The 20106-nt window shown below is 60.1% G+C and carries 18 protein-coding genes; 6 read left to right on the forward strand and 12 right to left on the reverse strand.

Going from position 1 to position 20106, the window contains the following annotated elements; translation table 11 throughout:
- Positions 1-137: 137 nt before the first annotated feature.
- A complete protein-coding gene (locus H0S73_RS23410; RefSeq protein WP_181054622.1) occupies positions 138-401 on the reverse strand; it encodes a hypothetical protein in 264 nt (87 codons plus the stop codon).
- Between the two features lie 683 nt (positions 402-1084).
- Between H0S73_RS23410 and H0S73_RS26420 the strand changes: the two genes are divergently transcribed.
- The 4 genes from H0S73_RS26420 to H0S73_RS23430 all read left to right on the forward strand — a co-directional run bounded on the left by H0S73_RS26420 (position 1085) and on the right by H0S73_RS23430 (position 4580).
- On the forward strand, positions 1085-1321 hold the full coding sequence (locus H0S73_RS26420; RefSeq protein WP_181054623.1) for a GcrA family cell cycle regulator: 237 nt from the start codon (positions 1085-1087) through the stop codon (positions 1319-1321).
- Between the two features lie 509 nt (positions 1322-1830).
- Entirely contained in the window at positions 1831-2061 is a 231-nt protein-coding gene (locus H0S73_RS23420) for a DUF6894 family protein (protein ID WP_181054624.1), read from the forward strand.
- Positions 2062-2631: 570 nt separating this feature from the next.
- On the forward strand, positions 2632-3342 hold the full coding sequence (locus tag H0S73_RS23425) for an IS6 family transposase (RefSeq protein ID WP_181054625.1): 711 nt from the start codon (positions 2632-2634) through the stop codon (positions 3340-3342).
- Positions 3343-3569: 227 nt separating this feature from the next.
- The gene (locus tag H0S73_RS23430) at positions 3570-4580 is read left to right on the forward strand and encodes a Gfo/Idh/MocA family protein (protein ID WP_181054626.1); all 1011 of its coding nucleotides are present in this window, start codon (positions 3570-3572) and stop codon (positions 4578-4580) included.
- A 551-nt stretch (positions 4581-5131) separates the two neighbouring features.
- On the opposite strand, the gene H0S73_RS23435 is transcribed toward H0S73_RS23430, so the two are convergent.
- From H0S73_RS23435 to H0S73_RS23470, 8 genes are all read right to left on the reverse strand, one after another.
- On the reverse strand, positions 5132-6370 hold the full coding sequence (locus H0S73_RS23435; protein WP_181054627.1) for an AGE family epimerase/isomerase: 1239 nt from the start codon (positions 6368-6370) through the stop codon (positions 5132-5134).
- On the reverse strand, positions 6367-7203 hold the full coding sequence (locus H0S73_RS23440; RefSeq protein ID WP_425488244.1) for a carbohydrate ABC transporter permease: 837 nt from the start codon (positions 7201-7203) through the stop codon (positions 6367-6369). The genes H0S73_RS23435 and H0S73_RS23440 overlap by 4 nt, the downstream gene beginning before the upstream one ends.
- A gap of 32 nt (positions 7204-7235) precedes the next feature.
- Complete coding sequence (locus tag H0S73_RS23445; RefSeq protein WP_181054706.1) at positions 7236-8102, reverse strand: carbohydrate ABC transporter permease; 867 nt, start codon at positions 8100-8102, stop codon at positions 7236-7238.
- A gap of 91 nt (positions 8103-8193) precedes the next feature.
- Positions 8194-9507, reverse strand: a complete 1314-nt coding sequence (locus H0S73_RS23450) for an extracellular solute-binding protein (protein ID WP_181054628.1) — start codon at positions 9505-9507, stop codon at positions 8194-8196.
- 98 nt (positions 9508-9605) lie between these two features.
- A complete protein-coding gene (locus H0S73_RS23455) occupies positions 9606-10877 on the reverse strand; it encodes a neutral/alkaline non-lysosomal ceramidase N-terminal domain-containing protein (protein ID WP_181054629.1) in 1272 nt (423 codons plus the stop codon).
- The gene (locus tag H0S73_RS23460; protein WP_181054630.1) at positions 10874-12025 is read right to left on the reverse strand and encodes an amidohydrolase family protein; all 1152 of its coding nucleotides are present in this window, start codon (positions 12023-12025) and stop codon (positions 10874-10876) included. The genes H0S73_RS23455 and H0S73_RS23460 overlap by 4 nt, the downstream gene beginning before the upstream one ends.
- The gene (locus tag H0S73_RS23465) at positions 12022-12801 is read right to left on the reverse strand and encodes a sugar isomerase domain-containing protein (protein ID WP_181054631.1); all 780 of its coding nucleotides are present in this window, start codon (positions 12799-12801) and stop codon (positions 12022-12024) included. The genes H0S73_RS23460 and H0S73_RS23465 overlap by 4 nt, the downstream gene beginning before the upstream one ends.
- Positions 12788-13537: a 6-phosphogluconolactonase gene (locus tag H0S73_RS23470; RefSeq protein WP_343058483.1), complete on the reverse strand. Its 750-nt coding sequence runs from the start codon at positions 13535-13537 to the stop codon at positions 12788-12790. Before H0S73_RS23470 ends, H0S73_RS23465 begins: the two co-directional genes overlap by 14 nt.
- A gap of 213 nt (positions 13538-13750) precedes the next feature.
- On the opposite strand from H0S73_RS23470, the gene H0S73_RS23475 reads away from it, so the two are divergent.
- Positions 13751-14773 (forward strand): LacI family DNA-binding transcriptional regulator, encoded by a 1023-nt coding sequence (locus H0S73_RS23475; protein ID WP_202050052.1) that lies wholly within the window; start codon positions 13751-13753, stop codon positions 14771-14773.
- Positions 14774-15059: 286 nt separating this feature from the next.
- On the opposite strand, the gene H0S73_RS23480 is transcribed toward H0S73_RS23475, so the two are convergent.
- Genes H0S73_RS23480 through H0S73_RS23490 form a run of 3 tightly spaced genes read right to left on the reverse strand, consistent with a single transcriptional unit; the run spans position 15060 to position 18905 of the window.
- Positions 15060-15530 carry a DUF6262 family protein gene (locus tag H0S73_RS23480; protein WP_343058484.1) on the reverse strand — a complete coding sequence of 157 codons (471 nt, stop codon included), beginning with the start codon at positions 15528-15530 and terminating at the stop codon, positions 15060-15062.
- On the reverse strand, positions 15421-17727 hold the full coding sequence (locus H0S73_RS23485; RefSeq protein ID WP_181054633.1) for a tyrosine-type recombinase/integrase: 2307 nt from the start codon (positions 17725-17727) through the stop codon (positions 15421-15423). Before H0S73_RS23485 ends, H0S73_RS23480 begins: the two co-directional genes overlap by 110 nt.
- Positions 17718-18905, reverse strand: a complete 1188-nt coding sequence (locus H0S73_RS23490; protein WP_181054634.1) for a tyrosine-type recombinase/integrase — start codon at positions 18903-18905, stop codon at positions 17718-17720. The genes H0S73_RS23485 and H0S73_RS23490 overlap by 10 nt, the downstream gene beginning before the upstream one ends.
- Positions 18906-19092: 187 nt before the next feature.
- Here H0S73_RS23490 and H0S73_RS23495 point away from each other — a divergent pair, with 187 nt between their 5' ends.
- Positions 19093-20058 carry a tyrosine recombinase gene (locus H0S73_RS23495; RefSeq protein ID WP_181054635.1) on the forward strand — a complete coding sequence of 322 codons (966 nt, stop codon included), beginning with the start codon at positions 19093-19095 and terminating at the stop codon, positions 20056-20058.
- Positions 20059-20106 lie beyond the last annotated feature (48 nt).

Genomic DNA, 20106 nt, shown 5'->3' on the forward strand with positions numbered 1-20106 from the left:
GGTTGAGAGGGATCTAGGATCCTGGGCTTGGCCGGGAGGGGAGTACAGTCGGGCAACCGGTATCTTAAGATGCGTTGATCCCGCTGAACCAGTGCTGAACGCGGATCAGTCTCTTGCCCCGATTTTGTCCTGGGCTCTCAACGCTCCCAGGCGTCGCCATGAGGGTTATTGGTCTTCACATCCGGCTCACCGAGCCAGGCACAGAGATCCTCCAGAGAAGTGAAGGCATGTTCGATCCTGGTAAAGGGTGCTGGCCTTTGATCTGAAGGCAGATCCTCAAGCAACTCGGCCGTCCACGTGTAAGGCCGATGAGAGCTATTCCGCACTACGCTTCCCATCACGTCGCCATTCAAGAGCAGGTCATAGGCGCCGGGCGCGAGTTGAATCAGGCTGTAGGTCATGAGGGCTCTTACCAGACCCCAGCTGAAGCTCAATCTACTCATAGGCCTTGGCAATAACAGCATTACGACCAGGAGCCATGATCAGAGTCGGGCACTGCCTGGGCAAAGCCACGAACTACAGCGTTTGACCTGATGGCAGTACTGCGGTTCACTTGAACCAAGTGTCCAAGGATATGTCATGTCAGCTAAGTGCCCAAACTGCGCAGAGCCACTGCTGAGCGTAAAATGCTACAGCGTCGATATCGAAAGCTCAGGCGCCCTACAAAGCGGCACGGTCTATGCTTGCCCGGCATGTTCTGCTGCCATCACCATCTCACTAGGAGCGCCGCCGATCGTCGCTGGGACCGTGCTAGAAACCATCACAGATGTGTCAGTCGACCCTGAAGACACACATCCCGTCTTACCACAGTAGCCCAGCCTTTTGGTCAGATATTCCCCGACGTGCCGGCCCATGGGCACTCCCGCTGGAGGGTGACCTAAATCATTGATTTTGATACATGGTGCCCCCAAGCTCCACCAGGAAACCAGAGCGTTAGAAGCGGCCGGCTCTAACTATTGAGCTATAGGCCCCACCTCCTGTCATTATGCTGGTCTTCGATGGCCAGGGAAGAGCAGAGCGGCTCGGAACTCAATTGGATCTCCGCCTTTAGGAGTCTGCCCCTGCCACTGCGCACCGGATCGCCATGTCTGAGATTGAGCTCCCCGAGCCTTCCCCTCGAGACAGAACCACGTTGTGCAAGCTGCGGGCGCAACAGTGCCGGTTCGTTGTCTCAGACGAAGGCGCGGAGGCGATCTTCTGTGGCGCTCGGACCCATACCGTATCCAGCTGGTGCCCTTGGCACAGGCGGCTGGTCTACACCAAGCCGCCCAGGGGTGGGACGACGACCGGGAAGGGATTTGTCGTTCAGAAGCTTTGGTAACCACTGCAAGACAGGAATGCTGGCACCGGTGTCTTGCGCTTTGCCCAGCTAGGTACGCTAACCCAGCCGGCAGATATCAGTCCAGTGAGCTCCGGCTGAGGATTCAAGAGCGGCATGGCTGCGCTTGGCGCATGCCAGCTGAGCTTTCGACCGGGTGACACACGCCAGTTCGGCTCACCATCTCGGTGAGGACGCGACCATTCCTCCCGCTCGCGTCGTTCCCTCTGGAAGGACGTATGTCCCACCTTCAGGCCGCTGATCCATCGGCGGCCCTTTTTCTTAGTCCGGCTCGACATCGGTAACCAGGCTATCCGCTTCACCTACTTTGCGGGAGCAGGACATTCTAACTTTGCGGCTACAAGGCAAAGACCGGTAACAAAGATTAAGGAACTTAGGTTTATATAATCCTTTGCTCACGAATGATTTCAGGAATTCCAAGACGCGCCTTTTATGGAACGGTGAGCGAGCCTCTTGGCTTAATAGCCATTGCCCCAAGGGCCAGCGTATCCATGCCGCGTTATTACCTTCACATTCACAACGGCCATGACCTTGAGCTAGACCCAGAGGGCGAAGACTTTCCGGACCTTGGGGCCGCCCAACTGGAGGCTAAACGGGTGATTGGGGAAGTCTGGCTCGATTGGTCTGAAGCCCGAATTGGCATGGCAATCGAGATTGTTGATGAGACCGGCCAAACCGTGCTGCGGGTTCCCTTCGCGGACGCGATCGGGCGGACGCAGTGAAGCCCGGTGGGCCAGGTGCGTTCAATAACGCCGATTGCAACACCCGGCGGTAATTCGCAGAAGGTCATGTATGGAACTGTGGGCAAGGCGCGGAGCGTTGATAGGCAGCCGTGAAGCCTTGCCATGAAAGCCACGGACTTACAAATCAGGCTGGCATACTTGGCACCGGGAGAGACGCTGCTGCTCCCGACGACCGAGGTTGAGGAGGCGTTTCACGATTACGCAACTTCGGAGGAGCGCCGCAGCGCGGCGGTGAGGTTGGCCGAATTATACGAATGCAGCGTCACAGTGTGCGGGCCCGGCGAGAGCCAGATCCTCTTCACCCGGCTAGGCGGCTTAGAGGCTGCGAAATTCGCATAATCGTTTGGGCCTTGTCACGGGAACACGACTCAAGCTGGGCTCAACCGAGCCGCCTCACCAATTCATGCGGCGGCAGTCGCAAGGTGCCACTGTATTGCCGCCTCTGTTCTGAAGAGGCGCAGAGTCCGGCGGGAGATCAAATGGCGCTGAAGGTTGAAGGGGCACCGTCAAATTAACCGGGGGGTGACCGAATAGAGGCATAGGTAAGGGATGAAGAACGCCCGTCACCCTCGCTATGCTCGTCACCGGTTTCCGGCTGAAGTGATCAGCCATGCAGTCTGGCTGTACTTTCGATTCCCGCTCAGCCTCCGGATGGTCGAGGTAATGCTGGCTGCCCGCGGGATTGAGGTCAGCCATGAGACAGTGCGGCAGTGGGCGCTGAAATTCGGCCAGAGCTTTGCGAACCAGATCCGCCGCCGTCTTCCGGCAGCCGGTGACAAGTGGCACCTCGACGAGGTGGTAATCAGCATTGCAGGCCGAAAGCACTGGCTCTGGCGAGCCGTCGACCAGCACGGGATCGTGCTCGACACCCTGGTTCAGAGCCGCCGCAATGCAAAAGCAGCCAAGCGGCTGTTGCGCAAGCTGCTCAAGAAGCAAGGCATCGCACCGCGCGTGATGATCATGGACAAACTGGCCAGCTATGCCGCCGCAAAAAGGGCCGTGATGCCCGGCGTCGAGCATCGACAGCACAAAGGCTTGAACAACAGAGCTGAGAACTCTCATCAGCCCACCCGCCGACGCGAGCGCATCATGAAGCGCTTCAAGTCAGCCGGGCAGGCGCAGCGTTTCCTCTCGGCTCACGACCAAGTCGCAAACCTGTTCCGCCGTCCTGCAAGCATTACGGCTGCCGCTCACCGCATATCCCGAACTCAGGCCTTTCAGATCTGGAATGAGGTGGCTGAAGTTGTCGCTGACTGCTGATCTGACGGTCCTCACCAGCCCGAACTATCTCACTTCGTTAAGTTGACGATGCCGTCAAGAGCCGCTGACCTATTTCCGGAGCTTCGTCGCCGACGTGGGATGTCGCTTGGAATCTGCCACGAGGCAAGCCCGTGTCTTTTCGGTATGCCGCCTCGCGCTGAAGGCTTAATGAATGCCGAGTGGCTTCACGGACCCGGACAACCCAAAGCCAGAAGGTTCCCTCATCCATGAAGAAGATCGGTTTAGCCATCATCGGCCTCGGGCCCGCATCGCAACCACATTCGAAAAGCCTCCTCGACCTCTCGGACCGGATCGACGTTCACTGGGCGGCCAGCCGCTCACCCGAGCGAGTTCAGTCCTATCAGCAACAGTTTCCCTTTCGTACGACGACCAATCTCGACGCCGCTATCCAGGATCCGGCCGTTAACGCGGTCCTGGTCCTCACGCCCCCGAGTAGCCACCTTGAGGTGTCGGAACGCTGCTTTGCGGCAGGAAAGCATGTATTGGTGGAAAAGCCTCTGGAACTGACCCTCGACCGAGCCGAGCGGCTCGTTGCTGCGGCACAGGCGGCGGGCGTCACGTTCGGGGTCGTCCTCCAGGAGCGGTTCAGGCCCGGCAGCCTCAGACTGCGGCAGGCGCTCCTTAGGGAAGAGATCGGCACGGTTCAGGCGGGTTTCCTGTCCGTGCCGTGGTGGCGCCCGCAGAGCTACTACGATGAACCCGGACGTGGCACCCTGGCTCGAGACGGCGGCGGCGTTCTCCTGACCCAGGCTATCCACTCTCTCGATTTGTTCCGATCGCTGGTTGGCGTCTCAAACGTCATAGCGGCTGATGTGCGGACGACCGATCTTCACCGCATGGAGACGGAGGATTACGTCTCGGCACTCATACGGCTGGGCAATGGCTCGCCGGGAACTCTGATGGCTACGACGGCCGCCTATCCCGGGCATCCTGAGCGAATTGAAGTCGTTGGCACGAAGGGTTTTGCATCACTCGTCGGAGGAACGCTGCGCTTGTCCTTCCTGGACGGGCGAGAGGAAACCGTTGAAGCCGAAGGTTCGACGGGGAGCGGAGCAAGCATCATGGATTTCCCTCATGATGCACATCGAGCCCTCATCGCTGACTTCGCGGATGCCATTCAGGCTCGACGCCAGCCCACTGTGTCAGGCGAGGAGGCCTTGGCGAGCCAGCGCCTGGTCTCGGCAGTCCTTGCTGGCGGGAAGGGCGTACAGCGTTGAGAGGTCAAATGATCTCCGTTCCAGGGTCTTCGCCGATGTCAATGCCGATCTGCGGTTCAACAAGAAGGCGGGCACAGTCCGATCCTAATAACTGCGAGGATGAGCGACGCTGTGGAAGTGCGGAATATCGGCCGGCAGCCATCTGGCGTGAAGGGGACGGCTCCACAGTTTGCTGCCACTGTGCATGCCTTCCAGCCGGAAGGCCGACTTCTGGCGCGCAGACGAGTGCCAAACTCCCGCAGTCGCGGGGTAAGCTGATACTTACACGGCCGCGCTCAATGGCCGCGTTTGACCCTGGTTATGTCAAAACACAGGCAGCGGGATAGGGCAGGCAGTAGTAGGATCGCCCGGCCTTGTTTGGGGGTTCCGATGAGACGCTTTGTCGAAGGCGTCTATCGCGGCCATACCACCCTGTTCCGGAAAGCCTGGACGACTGGGTTGGTGAGAACAATCCAGTCCGTGTCATCGACGCTTTCGTCGACGCGCTCAATCTGAGGGCGCTGGACTGAGGTGGCGTCCTTCCCGAGACGCAACCCGAAAGAGCCAAGACTTTACATCGTGGCTTTAGGGTAATTAGGCTGGGTCAAGACCCAGTCGGCCGCATGAATAGCGGCCAGTAGGCTTAATCCCGTGTGGTAGCCGGGATCAAGGTCGGGCGTCGCCGGGACGAAATCAACCGGTCCATCCCTTGTTAAGGTCTGATAGGCTACCGAACCCCGCCAGTAGTGTGTGAAGAACGCATGATCGGCTTGCTCCCATATGCGCAGGACCTCGTCGTCACCTGTCGCAGCGAAGCACAAGGCGGCAGATCGGATTGTCTCAGGCAGAGACCACCAGGGGCAGTAAGGACTTAAGCAATTGCCTGTTGCGGCCGAAACCGATAGGCAAAGGCCGGGTCCAATGAAGCCGCGAGTGAAGGAGGAGTGGAGCACAGACCAAAGCTGTTTCACTAAAGCGGGTTCGGCGCTGCCCTGCAGATGGTCTAGTGCGAAGCCTACGAACTCAATAGCATGCCCCACATTGCAGACATCCGTCCCAGGGACGTTGCGTAAAAGACCGCTCTGCGGGTCAAAATGATATTTGAGAATATGGGCGATGAAGCGATCAGCGAATGCTGACTGCTCACTCCGCCCAACGCGGTGGAGGAGGCCCGCCGCGCCAAGAAGGATCATCCGCGGACCGAAATCCTCAGGCTCATCTAAAGCCGCGCGGGGCGAGAGGTGACGGCGCTCGTCCATCTGGAACCGCCGCTGTTCGATCGCATCGACCACCCCGACTAGGTAAGTGAGATGCTCCGGAAGGTCCGCCGGAGCATAGCGTGCTGCCCCGGCGATGAGGCCCTTGGCAAAGAAAGCATCGGAATAGGTGAACACTCCGTCAGCAGCAGACTGCTGGTGCAGCACGCCATCGGAACTAAGACAGACAGGGTTCAGGTCGCGGTCGTAGCAGAAATAGCCGTGTCCATCGCGGCGCTGCAGATCCAGGAGTGCATGATAGAGAGCAAACCCGGCCTCATCGAGTTCTGCGGCTAGGGTGGGCTCCTCCGTCTCGAAAAACGCCGCATGCGTCGCAACCGCCTCAAGCCCTCGCCCCTGGATCCAACCGTAGAGGTAGGAGGGTCCGCGTACCCCATCTGCGTCTCCATAGTCCGAGAGGCTCAGACTGTTGACCTTGGTGTTGAGGAAAGTGCCGGCAATACGTGGGCGTGTGAGCATCCAACGTAAGGTTGCTGCATTGGACCGCACGTAACGGGCACGCACATCTACCAGCGAGAAGTCCGATCCGTTCATTCCTTCAGCCCCGTGCTCGCCACGCCCTGTACGAAGTTCCGGCGTAGCAGGACGAACAGTGTGATACTCGGAATAAGGACTAGCGCGGAGGCTGCACTGAGCCGCCCAAGATCAACCGTGAAGCCGGTCTGAAACAGAGCCAGCCCCACCTCGATCGTGTAGCTGTCCCGGGTCGTTGCTACGATCAAAGGCCATGCGAAGGCAGTCCAAGCCTGAAAAAAGGCCAGCACCCCAAGCGCTCCAAGAGCGCCGCGCAGGAGCGGCAGCACGATACGCCAGAAGATCCAGAACTCCCCGGCGCCATCGATCCGGGCAGCTTCGAGCAACTCGTCTGGGATCGACTGGATCACGTTCTGCCGGATGAGGAAGATGCCGAAGCTCATCACCAGGTAGCCCAGTAGCAAGCCCCAGGTGGTGTTGAGGATGCCAAGCGCTTTCGCCTGGAAATAGAGCGGGATCATGTAGACCTCGAACGGCACAATCGCCGTGGCGAGGATAATCGCGAAGAATACGTTGAACGCAGGGTAGCGGAACTTGCCCAGAATATAGCCGGAAATCGAAGAGGTCGCCAGAATGCAGACGGTAGACAGAACTGAGAACAGGATGCTGTTTCCGATCCAGCGCAGCAGTGGAGTGTCGCCAAGCACTGCCTTAAAGTTTGCCACTGTCGGATCATCTGGAATGACAGTCGGCGGCCAGGCCAGCATTTCCTGCGGCGTCTTAAAGGCATTGGAGACGAGGAAGACCAGCGGCAGGATCATCAGCAGGCATGTGGCCGTCAGCACCACATCGATCATGAGGTTGACCAAGCGCTCTTTCGTACGCATGGACATGCCGCGGATCGCAGTGTTTTCGGGGAGCGGTTTCATCGGACGCCTTTCTCCCGTAACAGTCTGAACTGAATTAGGGTCAGGACCAGAACGATCGCCAGCAGAACAACCGCCTCGGAGGCAGCATAACCAACACGGTAGTTGCGAAAGCTGTTCTCCAGCATGTCGAGTACCAGAACGCGCACCTGCCGGCCTGGAGCACCCTGGGCGTCAGAGGCCAAGACGAAGGCCTGGGCATAGACGTTGAAGCCGGACACCAGCGTAACGACCGAAACATACAGTGTAATCGGCTTGAGCAGGGGAATCGACAAATACCAAAAGCTCTGGGGGGCCGAGGCACCATCGAGCTTGGCAGCCTCGTAGAGGGAGATCGGCAGGCTCTTGAAGCCCACAAGATAGATCATCACCGCATAGCCCAATGCCTGCCAGGAGCAGAGGACGATGATGCACACAACTGACAGAACCGGATCAAAGAGCCAAGCCTTCGGCGCGAAGCCGAACGTCGTGAGAAGAGCGTTCAAAGGGCCGAGGCGGGCATCGAAGATCCACTTCCACGCCATGGCAGCCGGCACAAGCGAAACGACATGCGGAATGAAGATTGCCGTCTCGTAGAAACCGGCAAAGCGCGAGCGGGTGCGGTGATAGATGAGAGCGGCCAGCACCAATGCAAGCGGGATAGTGATGAGCAGAACGCCGAATGCGATGATGGTGGTGTTAAGGAGTGCCTCCCGGAACAGCGGGTCTCCGGTAAGTTCCTCGAAGTTTGCAAGGCCGATGAATGGCTTGTTCTTCGATAGAATATCCCATTTGTGCAGGCTCAGGCGCAACGTGTCGCCGATAGGATAGATCCGGACATAGGCGAAAATCGCCAAAGTCGGCAAGATCGCGAGGAGTGCGAACATCCATCTCTTGCGCTGCACCCGGATACCTCCTCAGACTCCGTCCGGTGCGCTCTTGCGCACCGGACGACGCAAGACAAAACGGCGTAGGAGGTTACTTCCCAAGAAGACCTTCGCGGCGGAGGATCTGGTTGGTCTCGTCCGCAGCCGACTTGAGGAAAGCATCGATGGCTGCATCATCCTTTGCCAGTGACGCATTGCGGAAGGCATTGGTGAGCTGGGCGGCCAAACGCGTCAGTACCTCCTCGATCGGTCCGATCGAGGGCAGCGTGAAGAACTTGTAATCCTTCGGGTAGTTCACGAAGGCGTTGAACGCCGGGGCCGCGTTGGTCACGCTGGAGTAGTCAACTCCGGAGCGATTCGGCAGCCAGCCGACATTCTTGAGTAGCCACGTCAGATTCTCGGGCTCGTTGGTGGCCATGACGAAGTCCCAGGCCGCCTTGGCATCAGCGCCTTCGGCCTTCACATAGAGATTGGTCGGCAGGGCAATCGAGCCACGTGGCAGCGGAGCGGTAGCATAGGTGAGGTTGGGCGCCTTGGAGGCGATGTCACCGATTACCCAGGACTCGCGGATAAACATGGCGGTCTGACCACGCTCAAAAGCCTCTGCATCGGCCGGCATCTCGGGCGTAACGGTCTTGAGAACATGTACGTTCTGCAGGTACTGCTTGAGTGTCGCGCGACCAGCCTCGTTGGCGTAGTTGGCACGCCACTTGCCGTCGGCTGTCGGCTCGAGCACGGAGCCGCCATACTGGAACAGATTGATCCAGAACTTCTCAGCGATACCCTGCCCGCCGCCGGTGAGGCGCAGGCTCCAGCCGGAAACGGTTGGATTGCCATCAGGGCCTCGCTTCGTCAGCTTCTCGGCATATTGGGTATACTCCTCCATGGTCTTGGGTGGCGTGGTCAACCCAGCCGCCTTGAACATGTCGGTGTTGTAGAAAAGTGCAGCCTGCCCGCGGAACAGGGGCACGCCGTAGACCGCACCATCATAGCTTGCGTTGGATGTGAAGAACTCGTCAAAATTGGTCTTGCCTTTGACGAAATTGGCCACCGCGTCGGGAGCCTTCGGCAGGAGGTCGTTTTCGAGATAACGGCGAACAGTAGAGCCTTGGAGCTCGATCACGGTTGCACCGGCAACACCGGAGGTGAGGCCGAGTGCGATGCGTTTCTCATGCTCGCGAAGCGCAATGGCTTCGACCTTGACGTTGAGATTCGGGTGCTTGGCCTTGAGGCCTTGCGCCACGTGCTCGTAGAACGGTGCCATTTCCGGATAGCCGCTCCAGACCGTGACGGTCTGCGCTGAGGCGGCAGAAAGCCCAGTGAGCATGAACGCTCCGAGCAAAGCCGTGCGGCCCGAACGCCGCTTCAGTGAAGTCGTGGTGGCAGAATTCAGCGCGCCGATCATCCCGTTCCCCTGGTTTTAATGGTGTCGAAGCTGGCAAATGGCAGGTTGTCATGCAACCGGTTGCTGGTCAAGAAGCCCCCAGTGACTCAGTAGGACAATCATCTCACTCCAATTGATTTTTCGGTTCTCCTAGAAAGAAGAGTAATGGCCGCTTCGGCCAAAGCTTCGGCCGATCCGGAGGCGAAGGTGGCTGGCTGGCCATAGTAGCGGTGTGCCTCGTCAACCTCATATCCGCCGAACGCATATTCAGACGCTGGAGGGATGTAGCCGGGATTGTCTTCTGCAAAGCCAAAAACAAAACCCGGGTTGCCGGACATCTTTTGGCGAATTTGAAGCGCCGTCTCCGCAAAAATCTCCCCTGGAAGGGCAACGATCTGCACGCCTCCCCAGTTCATCATGGAGACACGCGCCTCAACTGGTTCCAGAGGGCGCCCTGCCGTTTCTTTTGCCCAGGCAATCCAATGGTTGAGTAGCGCTGCGCGCGCGGGATCCGCAGTCTCCCGCTCGCGATACCAGCGCTCGGCCAAGGCCTCTGGGGTCTCCGTCTCGCGCCGCTCGAAGCCGAGATGGAGGATCCGGTTCGCCACCGAGACGTGTTCTCCCAGTGGCACCTCGTCAGCTCGACATGCGGCGGCGGCAATCCGCTCGCCGTAGGCCTGTGCAGACTCGAAGCTGCGATATGTGCTGGGCGCGAGGCTGATTGAAGCATGTGCGGAGTGACCGGTATTAGAGTCTCCCGCGCAACCAGTGAGAAACAGTGCCATGGCGCCGGGATGGGCGGCTTCAAGGCGCTCGCGCACATAGTGCGGGTAATCGGCCGTCCAAAGTCGGTTGTCGGCGCCGAGCACCACTGGGTGACAGGCATAGGCCGTGATCACTGCCATTAGGCCGCCGGCAGCGTCGTGGATGCGCAGCACCGGCAAGGAAGAGTCAGTCATGCCACCGGTATGGCGACGGTTTCGGGCCACTCCGGGGTCCGTGCCCCATCCGGCGGTTAGATGGGCGGGCCGGGTAGACGCTACCGCCTCATTGATCGCGTACACACATGCAGCTTCCAGACGCTCGAGATAAGCTGTGTCGGGCTGCTGACTAAGGCGGCCCATCATCGAGACAGGGCCACCATGCGTATGCAGCGCCGCCACGACCACATTGTCGGCGGGCAACACGCACCGATCGCGGATGCGACGCACCATGTCGCCATGAAAGCCGATCACGTCGGCTACCACGAGGGCGGTGCTCTCCACCGCGACGGCGCGAACGGTTAGAGGATCATGCGCGCCGAGCGCAGGCTGGCTGCGGGCCGCAAACCCGGAGAGGGCGAGTCCTGCCGGCGGCGTGATGTCCACCAGGGCTGTTCCGGCGCGGATCATCGCGAGAAAACCTGTTCGCCTCGCAGCCAAACGGCCGAAACATCGAGCCGGCGCTGTCCTTCCTGCCAAGCGAACTGTATTAAATCGGCCGGGGTGCCAACGGCGAGGCGCCCCCGGCCGCCGGCGATGCGACCGGGGTTCTCCGTTGCGAGCCTGAGGCCTTCGCTAAGCGTCAGTCCTGCCATCTGAACGGCGATTGCGACATTGGCACAAAGCGGTAACCCGGCACCGGCGAGATACGGTGTGCCGGCAATGCCGACACGTCCGTCGGCTGTGACCTCGACACTGCCACCTACAGGCTGTTCGTAAAGGCCTGGTGGCATGCCGGCGAGTGCGACTGCGTCCGATACCAGGATGGCTCTCTCGAGACCCTTCGCCCGAACCATCGCCTTGAACGTGTCGGCCGGGAGATGATGGCCATCAGCGATGAAGGTTGCAGTCAGTCGGTCATCTGCGAGCTGGCTCCACAAAAAATTGGGGTGTCGGGGTAGGGTGGCCGCGGCGCCGTTGCCCAGATGTGTGGAGAGGCTCGCTCCCGCCCCAGCGGCTTCGTGAATCTCATTGGGTGAGGCGGCTGTGTGGCCGAGAGCCACATGAACGCCACGCTGTACGAGGGCTGATATGTAATCAATTGCGCCGGGCTGCTCGGGGGCTAGCGTGACAAGGCCGACGAGGCCGGAGCTTACCGCCTGCCAGCGCTCAAACTCTTCGAGGGAGGGCGCCCTCACATGGGCGGCCGGATGAGCGCCGCGTGGTCCGTCCAGTGGAGAAATGGAGGGCCCCTCGACGTGAACGAAAGGAACCATCTCGGCTACGAACGGAAATCGGCGGCGGGCCTCCGCAATGACCGTCAGCGCGCGGATGATGTCGGCCTCCGGCGCGGTGATCAGTGTCGGCAGAAAGGTCGTGACGCCCACCGAGAGCATATGGTCCGCCAGCGTCTTCACCCGCTTTGGCGTAAGGTGGCCGTCATTGAGATCAAGGCCCGCAAAGCCGTTCACCTGTAGGTCGACTAAGCCGGGTGCAACATATTCATGACTTGTTCCATCCGCAGCCTGGATCGCCGCGATGACACCCTCCTCGACCGTAATAGCGATGGCCTCACCGGTCGCGGGATTGCGTCCCCGAATGTGGCCAGACGAATTCACAGGGCTCTGACCCGGTTGTGGAAATTCGCAATGAAGCGTGCATTGGCTTCGTCGCCACCTGGGGCGTTGCCGCTCCGCCACACGGGCGGCTCGATGCCACGCTCAATGAGCTTGGATACGGTACGGATCACCAGGCAGTTGAGCGCGAATGCATTGGCGAAGGTGGAGATCGCCGCGACGTCTTGGCTCATTCCTGGAACGCGCACGACGGCGTCGCCGATCGGAACCTTGGTGTCGATTGCGATGTCGACCAGGTCGTGCAGGTTCTGGCGGGTGGGGTGTCGGGCTGGGTGCTCAGGGGAGGTGTTGCTGGCATGCTCGCGCGAACTGATGCCAATCAGGAACACGCCACGCGCCTTGGCTTCGATGGCTGCATCGATCAGAGCCGCGTTGATACCATAGGCGTTGACGAGGATGAGAAGGTCGCCTTGGCCGAGCCGCTGGTTGGCGATCACCACCTTGCCGTAGCCAGGCGTGCGTTCGACCGCCATGGAGCGCAGAGCCCCGTTGGAGAGCAGCGTTCCTTCATCAAGAATGGCACTGACATGCATCAGTCCTCCCGCACGGAAGAACACTTCCTGCGAAGCGAGATTTGAATGTCCGCCAGGACCGAAGATATGAATTAGTTGATCAGCCGCAATCTGATCGGCGAGACGAGCGGCGGCCCTGTCTGTCGCGGTACGTTCCTCTGTCAGGATGCGCTGCATCAGGTCTGTTGTAGATGCGAGGTAGGCGTCGCAGAGGGCATCGGCGTCAATGAGTTCACCGTTCGGCATCGGGGTCGGACTCCGCATCGAGGTAAAGGGTGCAGTGAGCCTGCTGACGCAGGATGCTGGCCGGGCAAGTAGTCGCTACTGGCCCATAGAGGGTCCGGCGAACGGCGTCCCGCTTGACGAGGCCCGGAACAATGCAGAACAGGCGATCGGCTCGCAGGAGGCGCGGGATCGTAAGCGTCAATGCCTTCTCGGGAACATCGTCGTAACGCGCGAAACATTGATCATCGACCTGCTGCTGGCGGCAGGTCTCGTCAAGAGCAACAATCTTGACGTCGAGCGGGTCATGGAAGTCCGCCACGGGGGGGTCATTGAACGCAATATGGCCGTTAACGCCGATACCAAGGCAGACGAGGTCGATGGGCGCCTCAGCCAAGCGAGCCGCGTAGGTCTCCGCCGCCGTAGTGGGATCCGGTTCGGGGACAATGTGATGTACAGCCGCGAAGGGGAGATGAGCGAACAGGGCTTCATCAAGCCAGTGCGCAAAACGCTGCGGCGCATCAGCCGGAAGACCTATGTATTCATCCATATGAAAGGCCGTTACCCGGTCCCATTCAATTGTCCGCTCCTCCCGAAGCCGACGGAGGGTTTCGGCCTGGCTAGGCGCGGCAGCAAAAATCATTCGCACTTGGGATTGGCGGCTTAGCCGCTCTCGGAGTTCTGCCGCAATTGCGCTGGCGCTGGCGGCCCCCATCTCAGCCCGCGTGCGGTAGCTCTCCATACGAAGCTGCTCGACCATGCGATGACTCACTGGGGCAGGGGACTGGGTAGGAGTATCCGTCACGGTAGCCTCTTGAATGCGGCGAGCCAGCTGATGTGGTGGGCTCTTGTGCTCTGACTCTGGCAATGGCATGAACTAAACCCTGCAACCGGTTGCATGTCAACGGGCTGACTGGGGGAACTCCATTCTAAAGGAAGGAGCGAGCATTGTACTTGAGTGAAATGGCCGGTACTGGTGGCTGGTGACAAAGGGGCAACGGTGCGTGGGCAGAAAGAGAAGCTGACCATTAAGCAGGTAGCGGAGGCGGCGGGTGTCGCCCGCTCCAGCGTCTCTCGTGCCTTCACCCGTCCGGAGATGCTAAGCCCTGAGACAGTCAGGCGCGTGCTGCATGCTGCCGAGAAGCTTGGTTATGTGCCCAACCAGACGGCTCGTGCCTTGAGTACGGGGCGGCACGGGAATGTCGCGTTGATCGTCCCTGATATTGCCAATCCATTCTTCCCGCCTTTAATCCGGGCTGCCCAAATGGAGGCTGATCGATCGGATTTCTGTGTGTTTCTCGGCAATTCGGATGAGGACCCAAAGCAAGAAGATAAACTCGTGGGCCGTTTCGTAGGACAGGTCGAGGGGCTGATCCTCGCCTCATCGCGCTTGTCGGACGAACGCATTCGAGCCCATGCTGCTCAGCGGCCCTTGGTTCTGATCAATCGCGATGTCGAGGGCATTCCCCGCGTTCTGATCGATAGCGGCTCTGGCGTGCGCGAGGCGGTTGCCCATCTGGCGGAACTCGGACACCAGCATATCGTCTATGTCGCGGGACCGGTGACATCTTGGTCGAACAAGCAACGCCGACTTGCAGTGCGTAAGTCGGCTGAGCGCCTGGGACTAAAAGTCGACATAGTGCCTGCCATCGTACCGAGCTATGACGCAGGGCGTGAGGCCGTCACAGCGATCATGACTACAGGAGCCACGGCTGCGATCGCATTCGACGATTTGACGGCGCAGGGGATTCTCGCTGGACTGGCGGATCGGAAAATCAATGTTCCTAGCCAGTTCGGTGTTATCGGGTGTGATGATGTGCTGGGCGCCGCTACATATCCATCTCTGACTACGGTTTCAAACCGGTCTGTGGAAGCTGGCAAGGCCGCGTTGTCATTACTCGTCGAGTTGCTGCAAAGCCAGTCAGCTCGTGACATCCGCTATGTGCTGGACACCCACTTAGTCGTCCGTAACACAACAATCGTCCACAAAGAGTGACGGAAAGGTTCGGCCACTCATTCTTTACGAAAGGGGAGCAGTTACTTAACGCAATAACATTTCGCATTTACCTGGAGGTGTTCTATAAATCTTCAGGTTCAGCAGGCATTTAGACCTGATTGACATGTCATCCACGGGCGGCGCGAACGAGGTGCCTCCGCCATGCTCGCTGTCAAGAACAGGCCTGCGGCCTGCCGCCTCCGGCGGGGCCCTGCGGGCCTTCTTGACCGCTCCGCGTGCCGGCGGCCTCCGGTTTCCAAGCCGTGACGGCTTCGCCCGTCATGGCTCATGACGACCCATAACTTGTCAATCGGCTGCGCACCTCAAGGAGTTCGGTCACGGCGCGCTGATGCCGGCTGCGCCATTCCTCCGCTTCGCCGAGCGCGCGCTCATAACGGCGATCCAGCTCCATTTTCTGCTGACGCACCTCGGCCAGCTCCGATTCCAGCCGCTTGATCTTGTGGCGCAGCGCTACCTCGATCGTTGCGGCACGGCCGGCCGAGCGAACCCGGACCTCCTCGCCATCGATCGTCACAACCTGCTGAAGCGCCGCCGTGCGCAGTTGCTGGATCACCTCCTTGAACTGGCGATAAAGATACTCGCGGCTAACATTGGCGCGCTCGGCGACGGTCTTGAACGAGATGACCTCACCGTTCTGGCGCATGGTGCCCAGGATCTCCTCGACCGCACGCCGCTTGGTCACACTCCGCTGCTGGGCTGCCGCAAGCAGCCCGCTGGTATTTTCGCGTCCGGCCACTGTAGGTCCCCTCCGCCTTGATCGTCCTGATGATGGTCTTGATGTTTGCAATTCCCTGCTGCGTCCGGTCCATCCGCTTTCGACCGATTTCAGCCATGCGCCGATGGCCGTCCTGCTCAAAGGCTTCCACCTCGCCTCTGAGGCGGGTGAGGCTGGCAGCCATGGTGCGCATTTCCTTCTCGAAGAACGGCAACTGCCCGATATCGGCCCGGAAGTACGTGCATGTGAAGCAGGCTCCGTTGTGTTCACACCATTCGCCGATCTGGCCCGGGAGCGAGCAGAGGCCGCCCGGAACATCAACCGCCAGAGTAGCATCCTTGCGCAGCGCCAGTTCGGCAACCTTGTCGTCGACCTCGCCCTTGATGGAGATGAACTTGCCGCCACCCTTTTCGAGCACGGCCTTCTTCTTCAGTTTCAAACGCTGGTTGACATAGATCAGACTCATATCGGCCGAGGCATGGCCCAGTTCCATCTGGATCATCATGATGTCATAGCCGGCCAACGCCAGCTCGGTGCCGTAAAAATGGCGCAGATCATGCCAGCCGAACCTATAGATGCTGCCGTCCTTGTCACGAATGCCTTGGCGGATGATCCACTTCGCGATCACGTCCCGGGTGTGGCCAGGACTGAGATGGACCTCGGCATCGCCGAGTCTGTTCGGGAACAGGTATTGTGTCTTGCGGCCCCATGCCCTCCGGACGTCGTCCTGCTGCTCCTGGATGGCCTGGATGACCAGAGCATGGGCGGCATCGTTCTTGTGCAGCGGCTTGGTGTTCCAGCGCTTGACCTTGGATTGATAGAAGGTCAGCAGCATGAAGTCCGCGTCGTCCGCATCCGGGTCCAGGCAGTCGAACGCAAGGGCATGCAGGTCGATGGACCGCATGCCCGTGTAGCGGGCGATGATCAGAAGACGTTTGCAGACAACCGTCAGGGAGTCGAACCTCAGGAAGATCTGCTCAATGACCTCCTCGGGCACCATCGCGCCTTCGAGATTACGTTCATATTCATGCGTCCGGGGATGATAGCTGCGAACCTTGCGAACGTTTCTCTTATCGAAGACAAGGCGGCGCCAGCGGTATTCCGGGAGGTAGGCGGAGGCCCATTGGATCATGTTGAGCGGATCCGTATACCAGTTCTGCCCGGTAAATCCCCGCTCGTTTCCCCATGACAGGAACGTATGCTCGATGAACTCCTGTGTGATGTGTTCAGGGCGAGGCGGGGAATGAAGGCTGTACAGGCATGCTTCGATCTGCCCGAGAGAAGCAAGATAGGATGGCAGAGTGCGCGGCGAGAGCTCCTTGTGCTCGATTTTGTTGAGAACATAGCGCCGTGCCACGTTACGCAGCCACGGAAGTTGAATGCGGAAGAAGCTGAGATAGGGAGCTTTGGACCGCGTCACCGGAACGTCATCCGCGGGATAAACATCCTCCAGAAGAACCAGGTCTCTGGCCTCCACCGGCTTGGCCTTCTCGCGCAGGAGGATGAGGGTGAACACCAAGACGTTGGCCACGGCACTGGCCACGGGCCCATAGGCTGTCTCATGGATCGTGGCGTCCCGACGCCATTTGCTCTTCGTGGGGCGAACCGAGTATTCCCTCTCTGCCAGCCAATTCTCGAACAGGTTCCGAAGGGGCGTGCTTCCGCTGCCTGAACCGCTCTCGATGGGGTGCCCGAAGTCGATCAGGTGGCGGACCGCGGGTGCATGAGTGGATGCAAGGTCAGCACAGAAGGGGATTAACTGGACCGCTCGCGTGTACCAGCGATAGTGCCGGCTCTGTGGCCGTGACAGGCGCCAGGCAAAAAACGCCTTGAGTTCCGTCTTGTAGGGCTCCGGCACATCGACGAAGTCGAAACCGATGCCACCCAGCAACTTATCGGGCAGCGTTTGACCGCGCTGTCGGATAATCGATGCGGGGCGGCCTTTTCTGCCCCGTCCTCCATGGGTGTTTCTCTCGACGCGGCCACTCTTGGGCTCGATCTCCTGGGCGTCGCGGAGGATTTGAGCGTTCCGCGCCTCGCCATAACCGTCCGGCGCGTATAACGCGGATCCGGCATCGATCCCAAAGCATTCCCGAAGCGTATGGAAGCCCCACAGGTCTCGTTCGAGCAGGGCAGGGTGCAGGGCGGTCAGAAAGACCCGCAGGCTCCCGAGATAGGCGACGTCTGGGTCGTAGCTTCGGGCGAGCTTCAGAGCCATTTGAGTTTCTCCTCCGCCAGGCCGATACGCCGCAAGTCATTCAGGCGCTCTTCGACCTCCGCGTGGTTCTTGATCTGCAGCTTCTTGTACTCGGCATTGAACAGGTGCTTGTAAATCGCATTGGTCGTCTGCGGGCTGGCATGCCCGAGGCGGTCAGCGACATCAAGCAGGCTATAGCCTTGAGCGATCGCTTCGCTGGCGTGGGTGTGGCGGAACATGTGCCAGGTGAACGCAATGCCCGAGTTCCGGACCAGACGCTTTTGAATGTCGTAGACGTTGCTCTCAGACAGCCCGCGGCCGATTTGCGCTTTGGCGATGTTGCAGAACACATAACTCGTGCCGGCCTCGAAGGCCGGAAGGTATTCGTCGCTGGCGATATAGTCCTCGTACATCTTCATCACAAAGTCGAGCACCGGGATCGGCCGCGCCTTGGCGTATTTGACGCGCGCTTTGTTCTCGTGAAGGCGGGGCGTGACCCAGATGATGTTCTCCTCCAACCGGAAGTCCTCGTGCAGCAGGCCCCGCGCCTCGCCGATCCGAATGCCGGTCGTGTACAGGAGCACGACCAGGAAGGCATCGCGCATGAGGCTGGCCGCCTCAATGATCTTCAGAACCTGCTCCGGCTTCAGCCGGTGGTCGACGGCCCGCTTGGCGGATGCCGCCTGGGCCTGATGGTCCGACCGGCTCTCGGTGCGGCGTCGCGGCTTCCGCTGCGTGATATGGGCCAGGAAAGGCTTGTAAGCGTCAGGATGATAGGTTCGCGGCCTCTCGCCGGCGCCAAAGATCAGCGCGGCGTGGCGCATGTCCAGAAAGGTGTAGAAGGCTTTGATTGCAAACAGGATCTGGTTGTGCAGGCTAGTGGAAACGTCCACGGGTTCCGGGCGCAGCGGGATGATGTTCAAGGCGGTCTTCAGATCCAGGATTGGGCCATGGCGGATCACCCCGGGAATGAAGCAGTCGAGGTCCAAGGGTGTGATCTCGCGGAAGCTCTTGCCCATGGCCGCGAGATAGTTGCCGAGCCGGACCACGTGCCGGGCATAGTGGGCAACGGTGCTCGGGGCGTGATGGCGCGCCTCCAGGTAGATGACGAACTCGCGGATCTCGGTGACGATGGCGTCACCGTCATAGGCGGTCCAGGTGACGTGGCCGCTCGGGAGGACGATGCGCTGCAGGTGCATGGGCCGTCATCCGCGTCGTTGACACCTGATGGTACGACTGTCAGGGACCGGCGCCAAGCCCTCAAAGGGGTAGGTCGATCACGTCGTTGACATGACCAAATGACCTATAGGTGTTCGCATAATTAGTCTTTTGACAAGAAGTCTGTAACGGTTGCTGTGGCAGGGTTCTCCTGATCAGGAGGATCTCATGCGGACCAATCAGCGGCTGGCCCAGCTCTGGCTCGATGCCTTGGCAACGGAGCTCGGGGCCTCGGCGGGCACCCTTGCCACCTACACTGACGATCTCAACTGCTACCTCGCCTGGCTCGCTGAGAACGGCCTGAGCCTAGACGAGGTCGGCTTGGAGCAGATCCGCGACTACATCGCCACTCTTGATCAGCGCGGCTATGCCGGATCGACCATTGCCCGCAGGATCACAGTGGCACGCGGCCTGCACAAGTTCCTGATCGCGGAAGAACTCGGCTCCCGCGATCCCACATCCCATCTGTCGGCCATGAAGCAGTCCCGCAAGCTGCCCTTCGTCCTATCGATTGCCGAGACGGAGGCTCTCCTGGAGACGGCCCATACACTCGCGGCGGATTCCTCGGTCGGTCTTTACCGTCAGGCCGGCTATGCCCGCCGCGCCGCTCTGTTCGAGACGCTCTATGCCTCGGGCATGCGCATCAGCGAGGCGCTGTCGCTACCTTCCGATGCTGCGTGCCCCGGCACCCGCATGCTGCTGGTGCGCGGCAAGGGCGACAAGCAGCGGCTCGTCCCTCTGCATGAGCCGGCGATTGGGGCCGTCGCCCAGTGGCAGAAGCTGGCCAGCGCCTATTCCGGCGGCAAGCCGAGCCCTTGGCTGTTCCACTCGGTGCGTAACGGAGCAAAGGCTCTGACGCGTCAGGCCGCCCTGCTGGAGATCAAGGAAGCCGCGGTGGCGGCAGGGCTGGCGAGCCCTGAGCGGGTGTCACCGCACGTGCTGCGCCATGCCTTCGCCACCCACATGCACTCAGGCGGTACCGACCTGCGCGTGCTGCAGGAACTGCTCGGCCATGCCGGCATCGAGACAACCCAGATCTACACTCATCTGGATACCTCCCGGTTGCACCAGATGGTTCGAGACCTCCACCCGCTCAATGACGGGCAGGAAACCGTTGTGCCAGGACAGCCCTGATGTCAGCGTGTGGTAAAATACCTCTCAGGGGAGCTAATCCGGGAGGCA

The organism is Microvirga mediterraneensis (assembly GCF_013520865.1).
Classification (GTDB): Bacteria; Pseudomonadota; Alphaproteobacteria; order Rhizobiales; family Beijerinckiaceae; genus Microvirga; species Microvirga mediterraneensis.